General features: G+C 55.0%; 15 protein-coding genes. 10 read left to right on the top strand and 5 right to left on the bottom strand.

Annotated features, from left to right (window positions below):
• The first annotated feature begins 11 nt into the window (after positions 1 to 11).
• Positions 12 to 887, top strand: coding sequence for an amidohydrolase family protein (locus tag TW80_RS09465; protein WP_045997176.1), 876 nt, complete (start codon positions 12 to 14; stop codon positions 885 to 887).
• Positions 884 to 2434 (top strand): acyl-CoA dehydrogenase family protein, encoded by a 1551-nt coding sequence (locus TW80_RS09460; RefSeq protein WP_045997175.1) that lies wholly within the window; start codon positions 884 to 886, stop codon positions 2432 to 2434. Before TW80_RS09465 ends, TW80_RS09460 begins: the two co-directional genes overlap by 4 nt.
• On the opposite strand, the gene pcaQ is transcribed toward TW80_RS09460, so the two are convergent.
• Complete coding sequence (pcaQ, locus tag TW80_RS09455; protein ID WP_045997174.1) at positions 2431 to 3339, bottom strand: pca operon transcription factor PcaQ; 909 nt, start codon at positions 3337 to 3339, stop codon at positions 2431 to 2433. The genes TW80_RS09460 and pcaQ overlap by 4 nt on opposite strands.
• A 94-nt stretch (positions 3340 to 3433) precedes the next feature.
• Between pcaQ and pobA the strand changes: the two genes are divergently transcribed.
• Genes pobA through pcaG form a run of 4 tightly spaced genes read left to right on the top strand, consistent with a single transcriptional unit; the run spans position 3434 to position 6343 of the window.
• Complete coding sequence (gene pobA, locus TW80_RS09450) at positions 3434 to 4603, top strand: 4-hydroxybenzoate 3-monooxygenase (protein WP_045997173.1); 1170 nt, start codon at positions 3434 to 3436, stop codon at positions 4601 to 4603.
• Positions 4604 to 4614: 11 nt separating this feature from the next.
• Positions 4615 to 4992, top strand: a complete 378-nt coding sequence (gene pcaC / locus TW80_RS09445) for a 4-carboxymuconolactone decarboxylase (RefSeq protein ID WP_045997172.1) — start codon at positions 4615 to 4617, stop codon at positions 4990 to 4992.
• Positions 4989 to 5726: a protocatechuate 3,4-dioxygenase subunit beta gene (gene pcaH / locus TW80_RS09440; protein WP_045997171.1), complete on the top strand. Its 738-nt coding sequence runs from the start codon at positions 4989 to 4991 to the stop codon at positions 5724 to 5726. Before pcaC ends, pcaH begins: the two co-directional genes overlap by 4 nt.
• Positions 5727 to 5728: 2 nt before the next feature.
• Positions 5729 to 6343: a protocatechuate 3,4-dioxygenase subunit alpha gene (gene pcaG, locus TW80_RS09435; protein WP_045997170.1), complete on the top strand. Its 615-nt coding sequence runs from the start codon at positions 5729 to 5731 to the stop codon at positions 6341 to 6343.
• Between the two features lie 45 nt (positions 6344 to 6388).
• Here the strand turns inward: pcaG and ygiD are convergent, their stop codons facing one another.
• A complete protein-coding gene (gene ygiD / locus TW80_RS09430) occupies positions 6389 to 7213 on the bottom strand; it encodes a 4,5-DOPA-extradiol-dioxygenase (protein WP_045997169.1) in 825 nt (274 codons plus the stop codon).
• A 108-nt stretch (positions 7214 to 7321) separates the two neighbouring features.
• On the opposite strand from ygiD, the gene TW80_RS09425 reads away from it, so the two are divergent.
• Positions 7322 to 8224, top strand: a complete 903-nt coding sequence (locus TW80_RS09425) for a LysR family transcriptional regulator (protein WP_045997168.1) — start codon at positions 7322 to 7324, stop codon at positions 8222 to 8224.
• A 93-nt stretch (positions 8225 to 8317) separates the two neighbouring features.
• Entirely contained in the window at positions 8318 to 9280 is a 963-nt protein-coding gene (locus tag TW80_RS09420; protein WP_204218489.1) for a GAF domain-containing protein, read from the top strand.
• Positions 9281 to 9295: 15 nt separating this feature from the next.
• On the opposite strand, the gene TW80_RS09415 is transcribed toward TW80_RS09420, so the two are convergent.
• Positions 9296 to 11068, bottom strand: a complete 1773-nt coding sequence (locus TW80_RS09415; RefSeq protein WP_052700948.1) for a calcium-binding protein — start codon at positions 11066 to 11068, stop codon at positions 9296 to 9298.
• Between the two features lie 468 nt (positions 11069 to 11536).
• Between TW80_RS09415 and adh the strand changes: the two genes are divergently transcribed.
• On the top strand, positions 11537 to 13057 hold the full coding sequence (gene adh / locus TW80_RS09410; RefSeq protein ID WP_045997167.1) for an aldehyde dehydrogenase: 1521 nt from the start codon (positions 11537 to 11539) through the stop codon (positions 13055 to 13057).
• A 139-nt stretch (positions 13058 to 13196) separates the two neighbouring features.
• Complete coding sequence (locus TW80_RS09405; RefSeq protein WP_045997166.1) at positions 13197 to 15386, top strand: NADP-dependent isocitrate dehydrogenase; 2190 nt, start codon at positions 13197 to 13199, stop codon at positions 15384 to 15386.
• 59 nt (positions 15387 to 15445) lie between these two features.
• On the opposite strand, the gene TW80_RS09400 is transcribed toward TW80_RS09405, so the two are convergent.
• Positions 15446 to 17341, bottom strand: coding sequence for a beta-galactosidase (locus tag TW80_RS09400; RefSeq protein WP_045997165.1), 1896 nt, complete (start codon positions 17339 to 17341; stop codon positions 15446 to 15448).
• A 17-nt stretch (positions 17342 to 17358) separates the two neighbouring features.
• Positions 17359 to 17967: a 2-dehydro-3-deoxy-6-phosphogalactonate aldolase gene (locus TW80_RS09395; protein ID WP_045997164.1), complete on the bottom strand. Its 609-nt coding sequence runs from the start codon at positions 17965 to 17967 to the stop codon at positions 17359 to 17361.
• Between the last annotated feature and the right edge of the window lie 2 nt (positions 17968 to 17969).

Here is a 17969-nt window from a genome sequence, read left to right as displayed (position 1 = left end):
GAGCAATAGAAATGGTAGATTTTTCCAAAGTTCGCGCGATTGATTTCCACACACATGCAGAAGAGGCCTGCGGTTGTCACGACGATGATGGCTATGATGAACTGCAATCGACGATGGCGAAATACTTTGGCGCCCCATGGGCCCACCCGCCGACGATTGATGAAACCGCCGCGCATTACCGTGAAAAGAACATCGCCGCAGTGATCTTTCCTGTCGATGCTGAGCGCGAAACTGGTTACCGCCGTTATGACAATTACGAGGTGGCAGATGCCTGCGCTAAGAATGACGATATCCTGATCCCATTTGCCTCTATTGACCCGGCAAAGGGTAAGATCGGCGCACGCGAGGCGCGTGATCTGGTTGAAAACCACGGCATTCAAGGGTTCAAATTTCACCCTACAATGCAGGGGTTCTATCCGAACGACCGCAGCGCCTATGTCCTGTACGAGGCGATCGCGGAATCCGGCAAGCCCGCATTGTTCCATACTGGGCAAACAGGTGTTGGTTCGGGAATGCGGGGCGGCAATGGGATGCGGCTGAAATACTCCAACCCGATGTATATGGATGATCTGGCAGTTGATTTTCCTGATATGCCCATCATCCTCGCGCATCCGTCATTCCCATGGCAGGAAGAGGCGCTGTCAGTCGCCACCCACAAACCCAATGTTTACATTGACTTGTCTGGATGGTCGCCGAAATATTTCCCGCCGATCCTCGTGCGCTATGCAAACAGTCTTTTGAAAAAGAAAATGCTGTTCGGTTCGGATTGGCCGATGATTGCCCCGGAAAAGTGGTTGGACGCTTTTGATAAGGCCGAGTTCAAAGACGAGGTGCGCCCGTTGATCCTCAAGGACAATGCGATGCGTTTGCTGGGCGTGTCACAATGATCCCGTTTGTTGCTCCTGTTGATGACATTATGTTTTCGTTGCGGGCAGTCGCCGGTGCGGCGGAACTTCCCAATTGGGATGATGAACTGGCCGAGGGTATCATCTCGCATTTTGGGTCATTTGCCGAAGGAGTGATCGCGCCACTCGACGAAACCGGCGATGCGCAAGGCTGCAGATTGCACGACGGTAAGGTCGCGATGCCGGACGGTTTCGCCGATGCATATGCTGCGTTGGCCGAAAGCGGTTGGCAGGGCCTCACCGCCCCCGAGGCATTTGGTGGCATGGGGCAGGGGCATTTGATCGCGGGTGCCGTGTCCGAGGTTTTCTCGGGCGCGAACCACGCCATGCAGATGGTCTGCAACCTGGTGCCCGGCGCGATTGCCACCTTGCTCAGGTTCGGCAGCGTGGCCCAACAAGAGGCATGGGTGCCCAAGCTTGCCTCTGGTCAGGCGCTTTCGACGATGTGTTTGACCGAACCGGGTGCTGGGTCAGATTTGTCTCGCATCCGGACCAAGGCGGTGCGCGATGACGCGTCGTGGCGGATCAGCGGCGAAAAGATCTTTATCTCGGGCGGTGATCAGGACATGTCAGACGACATCTTGCACCTGATCCTTGCCCGAACGGGTGATGACGGAATCAAAGGCTTGTCCCTGTTCATCGCGGGCAAGAATGACGCGGGCGACACGATCAAGGTCACACGCATCGAGGAAAAGCTGGGGCTTCACGCATCGCCGACCTGTCAAATGGCGTTTGATGGTGCACCTGCGCAGTTGGTTGGCGAAGAGGGTGCCGGATTGCGCGCGATGTTCACCTTGATGAACCACGCGCGTATTGATGTTGCGCTTCAGGGGGTTGCGCATGCAGCCCGTGCGCATGCGATTGCGACCGCCTACGCAGCCGAGCGCAAACAGGGCCGCAGACCCGATGGGCGTGATGCAGTTCTTGCTGATCACGCAGACGTCCAGCGCATGTTGAACGAGCAGCAGACATTGGCGATGGGCGCGCGTTCGATGGCGCATATTGCCTTGGTCGCCATGGAAAAAGGTGACCAATCTGATCTCGTGGATTTCTTGACCCCTATTTGCAAAGTCTTTTGCACAGAAGCGGGCATTCGCTCGGCTGATTTGGGTATGCAGATATTGGGCGGATACGGATATTTGACGGAATACCGGGTATCCCAAACGTGGCGCGATGCGCGGATCACCGCGATCTACGAAGGTGCGAATGGTATCCACGCGCAATCGATCGCAACACGCGGTTTGCGCAATGGTGTCGGGGCGGATGCGTTTGACGCGCTGATCGGCGATCTGGCGGATCAAGCGCAGATTGCTACCCTACATGCCAAATGGCGCGCGGCGCGGCAGTATATGATCACATCACCCAGTCCAGCAGAGCATGCGCATGATTTCATGCAGTTGACTGCGCAGCTATATTTTCGGGCGGTTTGGTGTCGGATTGCGGAACGTGATCCGCAATCCGCTGGTCTACGTGATTTCGCGCTTGCCCAGCCGATCCCTGTTGCGCCGGCTATGCTGGCGCTGGGCTAGCGGCGTTGTACGTAATCCAGCAAGCTTTGCCGGAACAGATGGGCGATGGCGCTAGGTACTTCCTCTGATCGCGCCATTACCCCAATCGCGCCGGTCGTGGCAGACATATCAATGTCGAGAGCAACCAGTCGACCATTCGCCAGATCATTGGCGACAACGCCGCGCGAAATAAACCAAATGGCCTGCGCCTGACCCAAGGCCATCTCGCGACCGAACTCGCCTGATGCGCTTTCGATCCGGTTACTAAACAGCGGCAGGCCAGACGCGATCAGTTTGCCTGCAACCAAGGGGCGGATCGCGGCTGCTTGCGGTGGATAGACGATTGGAAATCCATCAAGCTGTTCAAGCTGCGTTGCCCCAGCCAGCGGATGTCCGGGGGTAACAACGATCACCACCTCTTCGGTGTAAAGCTGGGTAAAGGACAGGCCAACCATGCTTTCGGGTTTGCCAAGCCGCCCGACCGCCAGATCAACCGCACCTGCGCGCAACCTGTCGGTCATGAAATCATGTGGCCCCTCAAGTAGCTGCACAACCGTGCCCGGTGATTTTTGCCGAAAGTCCTGCACCGCCCATGGCAAAAGCTGGCTGGCGACGCTTGGCAATGCACCGACTGTCAGCGTCGGGTTGCCTCCCGCGCCGATACTTGCAACGCTATTCAGCCCCGTTTGCAGGGCTTGCATGCTTTGTTCTGCAAAGGCGAGAAACACCTCGCCCTCGGGGGTTAGCCGCACACCTGCACGCCCGCGATCCATCAGAGGCTTGCCAATGATGGTTTCAAGATCCTTGAGCGTCTTAGAAATCGCAGGCTGCGTTAGGTGCAACTGTTCTGCCGCGCGCTTGAGGCTTTTGGCGCGGGCGATATGCGTGAACGCTTCTAGGTGACGAAACTTAATTCTGCGGTCCATAGTTGCCTATTTGGAAAGTAAAACAGCCCAAATGTCATTTTACATATATAAAAATGATAGGCAAATTGCGCGGATAAGAGACTCGGAGAGACATATGAAAACGCAGGTCCTCATCATTGGGGGTGGGCCGTCCGGCCTGCTATTGTCGCAGCTACTGTACACACGCGGCATCGACAGCATCGTACTAGAGCGGAAAACCAAGGACTACGTTCTAGGGCGGATTCGTGCGGGCGTGCTTGAGCGCGGATTGCTGGATTTGATGCGCGAAGCAGGTGTTGCAGATCGCATGGAAAAAGAGGGCTTCCCGCATGACGGAACGCTGATTTCCTACGATGATGAGATCTTCCGCGTCGATTTTAGCGAGCATACGGGTCATGCCGTTATGGTCTACGGCCAAACCGAAGTAACCCGTGATCTTTATGAGGCGCGTGAAAAGGCGAACGGCAAAATCGAATACAACGTCGAAAACGTTGTGATCCACGATGCCGACAGCGATGCGCCCTATGTGACCTATGACATCGGTGGCGAAGCGCGCCGCGTTGATTGTGACTTCATCGCTGGTTGTGATGGTTTCCATGGTGTGAGCCGTCAGGCGATCCCATTGGACGTGCGCAAAGAATACGAAAAGATTTATCCGTTCGGTTGGCTGGGCATTTTGTCAGAAACGCCGCCAGTGAACCACGAGCTGATCTATGCGAATTCATCACGTGGATTTGCGCTGTGTTCAATGCGGAACGAAAACCTGAGCCGATATTATATTCAATGTTCACTGTCAGATAGTCCCGACGACTGGACAGACGAAGCATTCTGGGAAGAGCTGAAGCGCCGCATCCCAGCAGATCAGGCTGAAAAGCTGGTGACTGGTCCGTCGATTGAGAAATCCATCGCACCATTGCGGTCATTTGTGACTGAACCGATGCGTTGGGGGCGTTTGTTCCTTTGTGGTGACGCGGCACATATCGTGCCTCCGACCGGGGCCAAGGGGCTGAATACAGCCGCCTCTGACGTGCATTACCTGTATAACGGTCTGCGCGATTTTTATGAGAACAACAGTTCCGAAGGGATCGACACTTACTCGCAAAAGGCGCTTGCCCGCGTTTGGAAGGCAGAGCGGTTTAGCTGGTGGTTCTCTTCGCTGATGCACCGTTTCCCTGATCAGACAGACTTTGACTACAAAATCCAACTCGCAGAGCTCGAGTTCTTGCGTGAAAACGAAGCCGCACAAAAGGCGATGGCCGAAAACTATGTCGGCCTACCATACTAAAGGGACCCACGATGGACAGATTTGACACCGGCATGAAAACCCGCCGCGAGGTTCTAGGTGATGCGCATGTTGACCGTGCAGAGGCGAACAAGACCACCTTTGACGAGCCATTCCAAACGATGATTACTGAGGGTGCTTGGGGCACTTTGTGGTCGGATGACACCATCAGCCGCCGTGAACGGTCTATGCTGACGCTTGCGCTGCTGGCGGCTTGCGGGAATTTCGAGGAAATTCCAATGCACATTCGGGCCAGCCGCAACACAGGCGCAAGCCCGCAGGATATTCTTCAGGCCTTTATGCATGTCGCTGTCTATGCGGGCGTGCCAAAGGCAAACCATGCCATCAAACTTGCCAAACAAACCTTCGCCGAATTGGGAGTCGAAGTATGACAATCATCAAAAACACTGGGGGGTTTGTGCCCCGCGACCGAAGCTGGCAGCCCGCCGCGCTGACGCCGCAATATAAGACTTCGGTCAAGCGCAGCCCGCAAGCCGCCCTGTTATCTTTTCCAACAACGCTAAGCGAAGAAACCAATCCAGTCTTTGGTCACAACATGCTGGGCGAGCTGGATAACAACCTGATCCACAACTACGCCGCAGCTGGCGAAAGCGCGATTGGTCCGCGCATTATCGTGCATGGCCGCGTTTTGGATGAAATGGGTCGCCCTGTTCCCGGTGCCTTGCTGGAATTCTGGCAGGCCAATGCGGGTGGTCGTTATCGTCACAAGAAAGAAAGCTATCTAGCGCCGCTTGATCCCAACTTTGGCGGATGTGGGCGCACGATCACAGGCGAAGACGGATCATATGAATTCCGCACCATTCAACCGGGGCCTTATCCTTGGCCCAATGGCATGAATGATTGGCGTCCGGCGCATATCCACTTTAGCGTCTTTGGTCATGGATTTGCCCAGCGTCTGATTACGCAGATGTATTTCGAAGGTGACCCGCATATCTGGTTGTGCCCCATTGTTGGCACCATTGATGATAAAACCGCCGTTGAATCGCTGATTGCGCCACTGGATATGCACCGCACTGTGCCAATGGATTCACGCGCCTATAAGTTTGACATTGTCCTGCGCGGTCGTCGTCAGACATTCTTTGAAAACCGCGTAGAGGGAATGTGATCATGGTTCAAAAGCTAGAGTACCTCAAAGAAAGCCCCAGCCAGACCGCCGGTCCATATGTCCACATTGGTTGTACACCGAACTTTACTGGGATCGAGATTTACGGCGAAGATCTGGGTGCCAAAATGAAAACTGGCCCGGTTAAGGGCGAAGAGATTACCATCAAGGGCACTGTCTTTGACGGTACAGGCACGCCGCTGCGCGATGCACTGGTGGAAATCTGGCAGGCTGACGCGGCGGGGCTGTTTAACTCGGCCAATGAAACCCGTGGTCAGGCCGATCCGAACTTTACCGGGTGGGGCCGTTCGCCGGGTGATATGGATACGGGGGAATTCACTTTTGACACCGTAAAGCCGGGAGCGGTGCCGTTTCCTGATGGCCGGATGCAGGCCCCGCATGTCACATTTTGGGTGGTCGCACGCGGGATCAACATTGGTCTGCACACGCGCATGTATTTCGCGGACGAGGCAGAGGCGAATGCCGTTGACCCGATCCTGACCCGGATCGAACACCAAAACCGTGTGCCAACATTGTTGGCGAAAAAGGATGCCGACGGCGTCTACCGCTTTGATATTCGTCTGCAGGGCGAAGGCGAGACGATCTTTTTCGATATTTGATCGTCAGAAAATGGGCCTGCGCAGCCAAATGTGCAGGCCCTTTATTTAGTGGTCATGAAATACGAACGACCGCATCGAAACCGACCCCAGATCAATCGAATCGGTCATAAAGGTGAGCTGGTCTGTGTCCTTGGACGCTCCGGCAATCGTCAGAGCAGGTAGGTAGTGATCCACCGATGGATGCGCCATTTGCAACAGCGTTCCCAAGCCGTCACGATTGCTAAGTGTCGCGAAATCACGGTGCTCTAGCCTATCAGCGACAAGCGCATCGAACTCTAATGCAAAATCTTGCGGATCGCCGCCATATTGCATGGTGCGCAGATTATGCACGACATTTCCTGATCCAAGGATCAGCACACCTCGGTCTCGGAGTTCAGAAAGGGTTTTCCCGATCTCAAGCTGGTAGTCCAGATCGCGTGTCATATCTATTGAGATTTGAAAAACAGGGACGTCCGCGTTTGGATAGAGGAACTTAAGCACGGTCCATGCGCCATGATCCAACCCCCAGGTGTCGTCTTCTTCGGCGTGGTGACTGGCAAGGATGGAAACCACCTCGCGGGCCAAATCTGGTGCACCCTGTGCGGGATATTGTTGTGCGAATAGCTCTTCTGGAAAACCACGAAAGTCGTGGATTGTGCGTGGCAGTGCAGAGACATCGACCAAGGTTGTTCCCCGCGTCATCCAATGCGCTGAAACCACCAGAATAGCCTTTGGGCGCGGTAGTTTTTGACCCAGTTGAGTCCATGCGCGGCTATAGGCTGTATCCTCAATCGCGTTCATTGGGCTGCCATGCCCCAAGAAAACAAGCGGCATGCGTTCGCTTGGTGCTAGGCTTTCACGCAAATTGCGCAGAGATTGTGCGGTACTCATTTTCAGCGTCCTTTCATCTTATAGCGCAAACATAAGGCTTGATTTGAATCCATAAAATGGCGAAGCTATGGATTGAATTACCACAAAATGTTCTTAATTGGATTTATTATGGATTTACTGGACCAGTTGCGCGCATTTGTTGCGACCGCGCAAACCGGGTCTTTTACGGCCGCTGCCGAGCAGTTGGGCGTGTCGAACCGGTTAACATCGAAATATGTGGCAGAGCTGGAAAGCGAATTGGGCGTGCGTCTATTTCAACGCACGACACGGCGCGTTGGCATGACCCCAGCAGGCGAAGAGTTGTTGACGCGTGCGCCAGCGCTTTTGGACGATTTGGATGCCTTGCTGGGCGATGTGTCCGAAGGATCGCGAGGTTTTTCGGGTGTTGTCCGCATATCGGCCCCAGTGACATTTGGTGAATCCTACATCACCCCGATGCTGGGCCGTTTTGCGCAGCTTCATCCGCATCTGACGTTCGATATGCGTCTGACGGATGATTACGTTGATCTGGCCTCTGACGGAATTGATATCGCCTTTCGACTGGGAAGCAGCGATATGCAGTCGATTAAGGCCCGCAAGCTGGGCGTCGTGCAAAGCGTCGTTGCCGCAAGCCCTGCCTACCTTGCCAAACATGGGACGCCAAAATCTGTCGATCAGCTTGCCGATCATGCCTGTATTATCGACAGTAACCGCCGCGCACCCAAACGTTGGGTTTTTACCCAAGGCAGTCGCGAACGGGTCGTAATGGTGAATGGCCGATTTCAGGTGAACTCTGCACGGGCGGCCTGTGATCTCGCCTTGGCCGGGCAGGGGATCGTCTACTCCCCGTTTTTCGCCATAGCTGCGGCAATGCAAGAGGATGCGCTGGTTCCCTTGATTACTGATGCACGCTGCGAGGACATCCCGATCAGCGCCGTTTATCTAGAGGGGCGCGCATTGCCACGTAAAATCAGGGCCTTAATTGATTTCGCAGTCGAAGACTTTAAGGCGCATCAAAAGACGGCATCCTGATCCCGCACGTTGATGAATTGAATCCAAGACTTTTCCGCCATCCCGCGCTATTGTCTCTGCCGGGAGGAAGATCACTAACCACGGGAGGGGGGAATGGTCATTTCGGAAAAGAAGCTGCACATCGACCGCATTATGGGGGCAGTGCATTCGCGTTCGGCCGCGGCGCGGTCGTCGCTTGCTGCGTCATGGCGGCGTTCGTTGGAACGGCACGGGCTAGATCCTGCGGATGACTTTAGCGCGCATTGTGTTGACGCCCGAGACTTGCAAGACCGACGCAATAAACACGAACGCTTTATGATGGTCGCCGCGCCCAAGCTGGACCATCTGTACGGTTTGGTTGGGAACTCTGGTTGCGGCGTGTTGCTGACAGATGAAACCGGGATTGTGCTGGATCAGCGCTGTACCGACGCCGACGAAGATACGTTTCGCGAATGGGGGCTTTGTCTTGGCGCAGATTGGAGCGAAGCTGCCGAGGGCACGAATGGCATCGGCACCTGCCTGACGGAAAAGCGGCAAGTAACCATTCACCGTCACGAACATTTCCTTGCCCGCAACATTGGCATGAGCTGCATGGACGCGCCGATTTTTGGGACCGACGGTCGCTTGCTTGCGGCACTTGATGTGTCATCCGCACGGGCAGATCAAACCGAAGGTTATAATCAACTGATTGGTGCAATGGTGGGGCAAACGGCCAAGGCAATCGAATCTGACTACTTTCGCGCTTCGTTTCCCAAAGCGCGCATTGTCGTTGCCGACAGCGGAGAGGCTGATCTTGCCACGCTTTTGGCGGTAGATTCGGACGACATCGTTATCGGTGCGACGCGGAATGCCCGCAAAATGTTTGATCTTGAACTGTTAGGCCCGATTAAACCGCGCCCGGCCTCTGACATTTTCGGTCGTGGCGATGGCCCGACGGGGTTTGTCAAAGCTGAACGGGCCGCCGTAGTGCGTGCGCTTGCACGGGCGGGTGGTAATGTGTCAGAGGCCGCGCGCGCCTTGGGCGTTGGTCGCGCGACACTCTATCGTCGGATGAAACGGCTTGGTCTGGGTGACTAGCCGGTTCTTAGCAAGTTAGGCAAAGACAAAGTCGTCGGCCGTCAGATCATTCAGTGATGTGTTCTGGATCACCAGATCAATATCGTTGAGCGCGATCTGCACGTCAGCACCGGATTGATAGGCGCTGTTCATGACGTCGTCAAAACCTGTGGCCTGCGCGCTAGATAGCAAGATCACATCACCATCATCATGTGCCCCAGCATTCAGGTCAGTGATAATGGCGTCACCGGATTGGCGCAGATCAAAGACGTCAGCGCCCAAACCGCCGCTGAGGATGTCTTGACCTCCACCCGCGACCAGCAGGTCATTACCCTTGCCGCCCAGTAGCATGTCGTTACCGTCACCACCGGCAAGCGCATCATGCCCATCACCACCATGGATGAAATCGTCACCAGATCCGCCGACAATCGCGTCATCACCAGCCAGCCCAAAAATCCGGTCGTTGGTGGCTGTTCCTTCGATGCTGTCATTGCCTTGTGATCCTTCGGTCGCGCTGGCGTATCCGCGGTCAGAGGTAAACCATGAAGTTGCGTCAAGCCTGTCATCGGTCAGGCGATATTCGCTCCACCCGAAATCGAGCTCTTCGACGTCGATCAATTCTTTGGTGCCGTATGTACCTGATCGATCAATGGCAAAGACCCGGCCATCCGTAAGCCGGACAAAATCAAAGTCACTGACAGAACCCGCCATATCGACGTGATCAATGCCAGAACCACCGTGTACCGTATCGTTCCCTGTGCTCAGATCAAATCTGTCGTCACCCGCAAACCCATCAAGGAAATCGTCGCTCTCGCCGTCGCGCAGTTTGTCATCATGGTCTGTGCCCAGAATAAAGCTGCGTTCGTTGTGGTCGCGGGTGCTAAAGGACACCTCTTTGTCCTCAACCCAATATTGCGAGGCCTCAAAGCTGGATAGCTGGGATACCACGATCACACTGTCGATCTGCATGTCGGCGGCAAAATGCGATCCGGTCATTGTCGTGATTGGGTTCGTAAAAGCGCCCAAGACATGAGCATACCAGCCTTCGGGAATGTTCAGAATTGACCACGGGCCGAGGTCGTAAAAGGACTGCGCATAGTAACCGTTGAATTGCACCATATTGCCGGTGGTATTGGCGTAATCAGCATCATGATTAAAGCCGCCGCTCAGCGCGAGTTCCCAAAAATCGGTGCCAGTGCTGCCAATCCGATGCACCACGTCATTTTCAAAGCCGATGTTGAGAACATCAGGATTTTCGGTGATTTTGGGCACCGCAAAGGCAAAGTAGTCTGCATCATCAAAGAACCCGCCATAGGCGTCCTCTTTGATTGTGGCCATGTTGTTTACAGCCCCCGCACCAAGACTGTAGCCAGTGACAACAACGTCTTGTCCGGTCATGTTTTGATCTTGGGCAAATGTTGCGACGGCATCTAGCAGGTAATCGAATTCTGCGACGTAGTCGTCAGATAGCATCGCTGGGTAATCAGCGATGTCCAAGACCCCGTTTGTGCCAGCAAAGGTGATCGAGATTTTGATCAGATTCCCATTCTGATCGTATTTGCCGACGATCTGGGCCTCGGCTTCGCTGCTGTTTTGCCCTGTGTAGAACCCTGACCCGTTCATCTTGGCGGGATCAACGCCCAGCGTTTGAGGATCAATCAGCACCCATCCGTCGGGCAGGTCGGGGGCGGACGGCACAAATATGTCCAAGAGCGTTTCAAACTTTGCGACATTGGCATAGCTAGCGAGCTGGTACGCCTCGTTTATATCCGCCGAGGCATCCCGCCCCTTATAGTCAAATAGTCCCACGTTTTCCTCCCTTTACGGTTTCGCAAATAACGATCCGATTTTGTCGGGTATTATCAGTTTAGCGTTGGGTGATTTGTCGATTAGGATTTTTCGTAACGTAGCGTAACAATATTCTGCATAGCGGCATTATTTTGAAATATAATTCCTGAACTGTGCAGGTGCTGAATTTCGCTGTTCACGCCTAAGCCTATGTATTGCATGTGGAAATGATCGGTCATGTTATGACGGTGCGCATTGCCGTGCACGGGGCGATGTCCACTGCCGCATCGCAGCAAGTTTCCTCGCCTAACATCGGGCCAGATGATCGTTTGTTACGTAATCCCGTGTTGTAGCGATTTTCCTGTGGCTCTGTCTCAGTTCTGAGACAGGTATGACCTGTCGATTATGCGCGGTCAGTTTACCGCATGGCGTAGGTCTCGTTAGCTTTGATCAGCCCGGGTGGAGGACCCGGCCTGGAGGAGAAAATTCATGAACGAGATGACACAAACCGAGCAGCAATTCAGCTCTCCGTTTAAGAACCGCTATGACAACTTTATCGGGGGCAAGTTCGTACCGCCCGTGAATGGCAAGTACTTTGATAACATCACGCCGATCACCGGTGGCGTCGTCTGCGAAGTGGCGCGTTCGGATGCCGCCGATGTTGAGCTCGCGCTTGATGCTGCGCATGCGGCCAAGGATGCGTGGGGCCAGACACCCGCAGCAGAGCGTTCGAACATCTTGTTGAAAATCGCAGATGTCATCGAAGAGAACCTAGAGCTGATCGCCACTGCCGAAACTTGGGACAACGGTAAACCGATCCGCGAAACAATGGCCGCTGATATTCCGCTATCGGCAGATCACTTCCGCTATTTCGCAGGGGTCCTGCGCGGCCAAGAAGGCTCGATGTCTGAAATCGACGCGGATACCGTTGCTTATCACTACCACGAGCCACTTGGCGTGGTTGGGCAGATCATTCCTTGGAACTTTTCGGTTCTTATGGCGGCATGGAAATTGGCGCCAGCGCTGGCAGCAGGCAATTGCATCGTGCTGAAACCTGCAGAGCAAACACCTGCCGCAATCATGGTGTTTATGGAGTGTATCGCGCATCTGTTGCCAGATGGCGTGCTGAACATTGTAAATGGTTATGGTCCAGAGGTCGGCGGTCCGCTGGCGACATCGTCACGGATTGCGAAAATTGCGTTTACGGGTTCGACGGAAACCGGACGTATCATCATGAAGGCCGCGACCGAGAACCTGATCCCGGTTACTTTGGAACTGGGTGGTAAGTCTCCGAACATCTTCTTTTCTGACGTGATGGCCAAGGATGACGCCTTTCTTGATAAAGCTGTCGAAGGCTTTGTGCTGTTTGCCTTTAACCAAGGCGAGGTTTGCACCTGCCCATCGCGTGCCCTGATCCAAGAGGACATTTACGAGGCCTTCATCGAACGCGCCATTGCACGTGTAAAGGCGATCAAGCAGGGTGACCCGCGTCTGCCGGACACAATGGTTGGTGCGCAGGCAAGCCGTGAACAGCAGGACAAGATCCTGTCTTATCTACAGATCGGTGTCGAAGAAGGTGCTCAGGTTCTGGCTGGTGGTGCTGCGGCACAGATGTCTGGCGATCTGGAAAATGGGTTTTATATCCAGCCCACGATCCTAAAGGGGCACAACAAGATGCGCGTGTTCCAAGAGGAAATCTTTGGTCCTGTCGTGTCGGTCACAACCTTTAAGGACGAAGCCGAAGCGATGGCAATCGCGAATGACACCATGTACGGGCTAGGCGCTGGGGTATGGTCGCGCGATATGAACACTTGCTACCGTTTCGGTCGCGGGATCGAAGCGGGCCGTGTTTGGGTGAACAACTATCACGCATATCCAGCGCATGCGGCGTTTGGTGGCTACAAACAGTCCGGTATTGGGCGCGAGACCCACAAAATGATGCTGGATCACTATCAGCAGACCAAGAACCTGCTGGTTAGCTATAATCCGAACAAGCTTGGCTTTTTCTAAAGGCTCCCTAGTGTGGCGGCGTTTTGCGCCGCTGCACATTTGACCATCTCTGGCGATAAAATTCGTATGCCGCGGTATACTGTGGACGACTCTTGATGGTTCCGCTATGGAACAGGCAACTCAATTTCAAGAGGTTCCTATGTCAGACATCATCTATACCAAAGTTGACGAAGCTCCAGAGCTAGCATCTGCTTCTTTCCTGCCAATCATTCAGAAATTTGCCGCTGCCGCGGGTGTTTCTGTCGGCACAAAGGACATCAGCCTTGCTGGCCGCATCATTTCAACTTTTCCAGACTATCTGACCGAAGAACAGCGTCAGACTGATGATCTGGCAGAGCTAGGCAAACTGGTGAAAACACCAGAAGCAAACGTGATCAAGCTGCCAAACATCTCGGCTTCTGTGCCGCAGTTGGTCGCCGCGATCAAAGAACTGCAATCCCAGGGCTATGCACTGCCTGACTATCCAGAAACGCCTAGCACTGACGAAGAAAAAGCAGTGCGCGCGAAATACGATGGCATCAAGGGCTCTGCTGTGAACCCAGTGCTCCGCGAGGGGAACTCTGACCGCCGTGCCGCCAAAGCCGTAAAAAGCTTTGCACAAAGCAACCCGCACCGCATGGGTGAATGGACGGCTGACAGCAAAACTCGCGTTGCCTCCATGTCTGGCGGTGACTTTTTCTCGAACGAAGTTTCTGCAACGTTGGCAAACGAAGCGACTGCTAAAATCGTTCTGGAAACCGCAGACGGCGAAACCGTTCTTAAAGAAGGCGTCGCATATCCTGCTGGCACCGTTGTTGACGCCACATACATGAGCGCCGCAGCGCTGGATGCCTTCCTTGCTGACGAAATTGAAAAAACCAAAGCTGAAGGCACTTTGTTCTCGCTGCACATGAAGGCAACGATGATGAAGGTTTCTGACCCGATCATCTTTGGTCACGCGGTCAAGGCGTGGTTGGCACCTGTGTTCGAAAAGTTCGGCGATAAACTGGACGCGCTAGGCGTGACTGGCAACGCTGGTCTGGGCACGCTGCTGGAAAAGATAAAAGGTGAGCCTGAGATCGTAGCCGCGATTGAAGAAATCACAGCGGCACGTCCGCCGATGTACATGGTCGACAGCGACAAAGGCATCACCAACCTGCACGTGCCATCTGACGTGATCATCGACGCGTCAATGCCTGCACTGATCCGCGCTGGCGGTAAAGGCTGGGGACCTGACGGCAAAGAAGCCGACGCAAACTGTGTCATCCCAGACAATTCTTATGCGCCTGTTTACGATGAAACGATCAAGTTCTTCAAAGAAAACGGCAAGCTGAACCCAGCGACGGCTGGCACAGTGCAGAACATTGGTCTGATGGCACAAAAGGCCGAGGAATACGGTTCGCACCCAACGACATTCGAAATCCCTGCGGCAGGCACCGTCAAGATGATCCTTGATGATGGCACTGTTCTGCACAGCCACGACGTGGAGGCAGGCGACATCTGGCGTTCGGCGTCTTCGCGCAAAGCGCCAATCGAAGACTGGGTGAACCTTGCCATTGATCGCCAAAAGGCCGAAGGTTGCCGTGCGATTTTCTGGCTGGATGCAAACCGCGCGCATGACGCGCAGTTAATTGCCTATGTAAAGCCGATCCTCGAAGCAAAAGGCGTGGCCGACAAATTCGAGATCATGGCACCACGCGAGGCAACTCGCGCGTCGCTTGAGACAATCACCAAAGGTGAAAACACAATCGCGATCACGGGCAACGTTCTGCGCGACTATCTGACCGACCTGTTCCCAATTCTGGAACTGGCGACGTCGGCCAAGATGTTGTCGATCGTTAAGCTGATGCAAGGCGGCGGTCTGTTTGAAACAGGTGCTGGTGGTTCTGCGCCGAAACACGTGCAGCAGTTGCAAGGTGAAAACCACCTGCGTTGGGACAGCCTTGGTGAATTCTGTGCGCTGGGTGAAAGCCTGACGTTCCTTGCTGATGCAAAAGGCAACGAAAAGGCGCGCGTTCTGGGTGCTGCGGTTGATGCCGCCACCCAAGGTATCCTTGATAACGACCGCAGCCCAAGCCGCAAAGTCGGCGAGCCCGACAACCGCGACAGCCACTATTGGTTCGCGCGCTACTGGGCAGAGGCGCTTGCCGCACAAACCGCTGACGCTGACTTGGCTGCGCATTTTGCACCAATCGCAGAGGCACTGGTTGCTGGCGAAGAAAAAATCACCGCTGAACTGGCTGCGGCGCAGGGTGCGGCTGCTGATTTGGGTGGCTACTATCGCACGGATGCAGCAAAAACCTCTGCTGTGATGCGCCCATCTGCCACGCTGAACGCGATTATCGGCTAAGGGTCTGAACCCACGAAACATAGGCCGCGCAGTCTGATAGGCTGCGCGGCCTTTTGCGTTTACAGGCTTCGCCGGGTCACTGATGCGGGTGCCAGCGGGCCGATCTCGGTCTCAACAGAGGTGCTGCAGTGATTGAACCAGAATTCTTCGGTTTCGGTACGTCTGATCCGCACGCCGATCGGCAATGCATGCGTTTGAATATTGTTCAGCGTACATAGTTCTTGGATCATCCGGTCCATGCCGTCGGTATCCAACCAGCTTCCAATGTAGCTGCGATTATCACTGGTGATTGCCACGGGCATGCCGGATTCTGTCGACAAAAACGCCGCGATACCCGTTTCGAGTTCTTCGAAATAGCCCTGCACAGCGCCCCCTCCCGCAAGTGGGATTGGACAGTCAGGCCGCAGACTCTCAAGCCGCGCAACGGTGACATCAAGCCCACAGATCGCGGGTGGCAATGGAACAGGCATCCTAAAGTCCTGATCTCGTGCGCCTGTGCGCGGGCCATAGGCGACATGTGCCTTGGTCTGTTCCAATGCGCGTCGCAGCCCGTCAGGCAAATGCATCAATCCCGGTGCGAGGACCAGTTTGTAATCGTCAAAATTCTGCGTATCAGGCGGCAAAATATCGACGTTCAACCCGGCACGCCGCAGGGCGCGGTAATGATCCAGCACGAGGCCAAAATAGCTGAGCTCGGCGCCATGTGGCTGCACGGCCCACGCCCAATCTGCGTCATAGTCAAAGATCAACCCAACGTCTGCGCACGGAATGCTGACTTCGGGGGCGTTTTTGATTTCGGATGCTACCTCGCGGGCTTCGGTCATTGCGGGGGCCTCGACGCTGTCAGGGCGGAGTAGGCCGGAATGTAGCTGCTCTTGGGCAAAGGGGGCCTGACGCCAGCGGAAATAGCAGACAGCCTCGGCACCGTGGGCAAATGCCTCCCACGTCCAAAGGCGAACCATGCCAGGCAATGGTGACGGATTGTGCGGCGCCCAGTTTACGGGACCGGGCTGTTGTTCCATCACCCACCAGCGGCCCCGTCCAACGGCGCGATAGAGATCATGGTGAAACGCCTGAAAATCAGGATCCCCTTGGCGGGCAAAGGCGCGTTGGTGTTCAGGGCTCGCGCCAACGCGATCTTCGAGAAATCCAAGCGGGTAGCTGTCCCATGTCGCGATCTCGAGGTCTTTGCCAACTGCGAAATGATCAAAATCTGTGACGCGACCCATGTAGTTGTGGCTGATCGGCGCGGTAGAGTGCGCACGAATTTCATCGACCTGTTCGCGATTGAATGCGACGACCTGATCCGAACTAAACCGACGGAAGGCCTGCGCATGGGCAGGGTTGGGTTCGGTGACGGTTAGGTTTGGCAGGCCGATTTGATCGAAGCGGTCGTATTCCATGGACCAAAAGATGTTACCCCACGCCTTGTTCAGGGCTTCGACCGTACCATACCGCGCCTGTAGCCAGTCTTGAAACGCGACGCGGGCGGCGTCGGAATAGCTGATGACGGTGTCGTGGCAGCCGTATTCGTTGTCGGTTTGCCATGCAGCGACTTTGTGCCCAAAGCGTTCGGCGATAATCCGTGTGATCCGCTTGGATTCTTCGCGGAAACCAGCGTGGCTAAAGCAATAGTGCCGTCGCGATCCGAAACCGCGCGGTTTGCCATCGGCATCCAGTGCAATCATGTCCGGGTATTTATCCAGCATCCAGCGGGGCGGCGTAGCTGTGGGAGTACCCAAGACCACCGACAATCCGGCGTCATTCAAAACATCAATCGCCCGGTCCAGCCAATCAAGTTGAAGATCACCGGGCGAAGGCTCGAGCCGTGACCAAGCGAATTCCCCGATCCGCACCCACGTCAGCCCAAGGTCAGCCATGCGGCGGGCGTCTTCGACCCAAATTTCTTCGTCCCAATGTTCAGGGTAATAGCAGGTTCCAAGCGTGCGCTTCATCGGGGCTTCCTTTGGATTTAGGCGGGCATAACCGCGTCGTAGGCGGATACGATTTCATCGGCGCGTGTGCGCACTTCTTGGGCGGTCATGCCGGGTTTATATAGCGCAGAGCCGATCCCAAACCCGGTGATGCCCACCTTTGCCCAATCGGCAAAATTCGAAGCATCAGCGCCGCCAACAGCAAAGCAGCGGGTGCCTTTGGGCAGCACCGCAGAAACCGCCTTGAACCCGTCAACGCCGAGTAACGATCCCGGAAAAAACTTTAGCCCATCTGCCCCATTGCGCAGCGCGGCAAAGCATTCTGTTGGTGTCATGACACCCGGATAGCTGGCCAATCCGGCTTTCTTGGTGGCTTGGATGACATTGGGGTTGCAGTCGGGTGATACGATCAGTTTGCCACCCACTTGCGCGACATCGGTGACGTCTTGGGGTGTCAAAACGGTTCCAGCACCGATCAACGCCTGTGCGCCAAAGGCGTTGGCCAATATCCCAATGCTGTCCAGCGGATCAGGGGAATTGAGCGGGACTTCGATCTGATCAATACCCGCGTCGATCAGAGATTGCCCTATAGACAGGACTTCGGATGGGGTGACGCCACGCAGAATGGCGATGATATTGCGGCTCATGA

The organism is Loktanella sp. S4079 (assembly GCF_000967725.1).
Taxonomy (GTDB): Bacteria; Pseudomonadota; Alphaproteobacteria; order Rhodobacterales; family Rhodobacteraceae; genus Yoonia.
This window is presented reverse-complemented; position numbering and strand designations above follow the sequence as displayed.

Coding starts and splice junctions, on each gene's coding strand:
- TW80_RS09465 (WP_045997176.1), top strand. CDS start 12: ATGGTAGATTTTTCCAAAGTTCGCGCGATTGATTTCCACACACATGCA.
- TW80_RS09460 (WP_045997175.1), top strand. CDS start 884: ATGATCCCGTTTGTTGCTCCTGTTGATGACATTATGTTTTCGTTGCGG.
- pcaQ (WP_045997174.1), bottom strand. CDS start 3,339: ATGGACCGCAGAATTAAGTTTCGTCACCTAGAAGCGTTCACGCATATC.
- pobA (WP_045997173.1), top strand. CDS start 3,434: ATGAAAACGCAGGTCCTCATCATTGGGGGTGGGCCGTCCGGCCTGCTA.
- pcaC (WP_045997172.1), top strand. CDS start 4,615: ATGGACAGATTTGACACCGGCATGAAAACCCGCCGCGAGGTTCTAGGT.
- pcaH (WP_045997171.1), top strand. CDS start 4,989: ATGACAATCATCAAAAACACTGGGGGGTTTGTGCCCCGCGACCGAAGC.
- pcaG (WP_045997170.1), top strand. CDS start 5,729: ATGGTTCAAAAGCTAGAGTACCTCAAAGAAAGCCCCAGCCAGACCGCC.
- ygiD (WP_045997169.1), bottom strand. CDS start 7,213: ATGAGTACCGCACAATCTCTGCGCAATTTGCGTGAAAGCCTAGCACCA.
- TW80_RS09425 (WP_045997168.1), top strand. CDS start 7,322: ATGGATTTACTGGACCAGTTGCGCGCATTTGTTGCGACCGCGCAAACC.
- TW80_RS09420 (WP_204218489.1), top strand. CDS start 8,318: ATGGTCATTTCGGAAAAGAAGCTGCACATCGACCGCATTATGGGGGCA.
- adh (WP_045997167.1), top strand. CDS start 11,537: ATGAACGAGATGACACAAACCGAGCAGCAATTCAGCTCTCCGTTTAAG.
- TW80_RS09405 (WP_045997166.1), top strand. CDS start 13,197: ATGTCAGACATCATCTATACCAAAGTTGACGAAGCTCCAGAGCTAGCA.
- TW80_RS09400 (WP_045997165.1), bottom strand. CDS start 17,341: ATGAAGCGCACGCTTGGAACCTGCTATTACCCTGAACATTGGGACGAA.
- TW80_RS09395 (WP_045997164.1), bottom strand. CDS start 17,967: ATGAGCCGCAATATCATCGCCATTCTGCGTGGCGTCACCCCATCCGAA.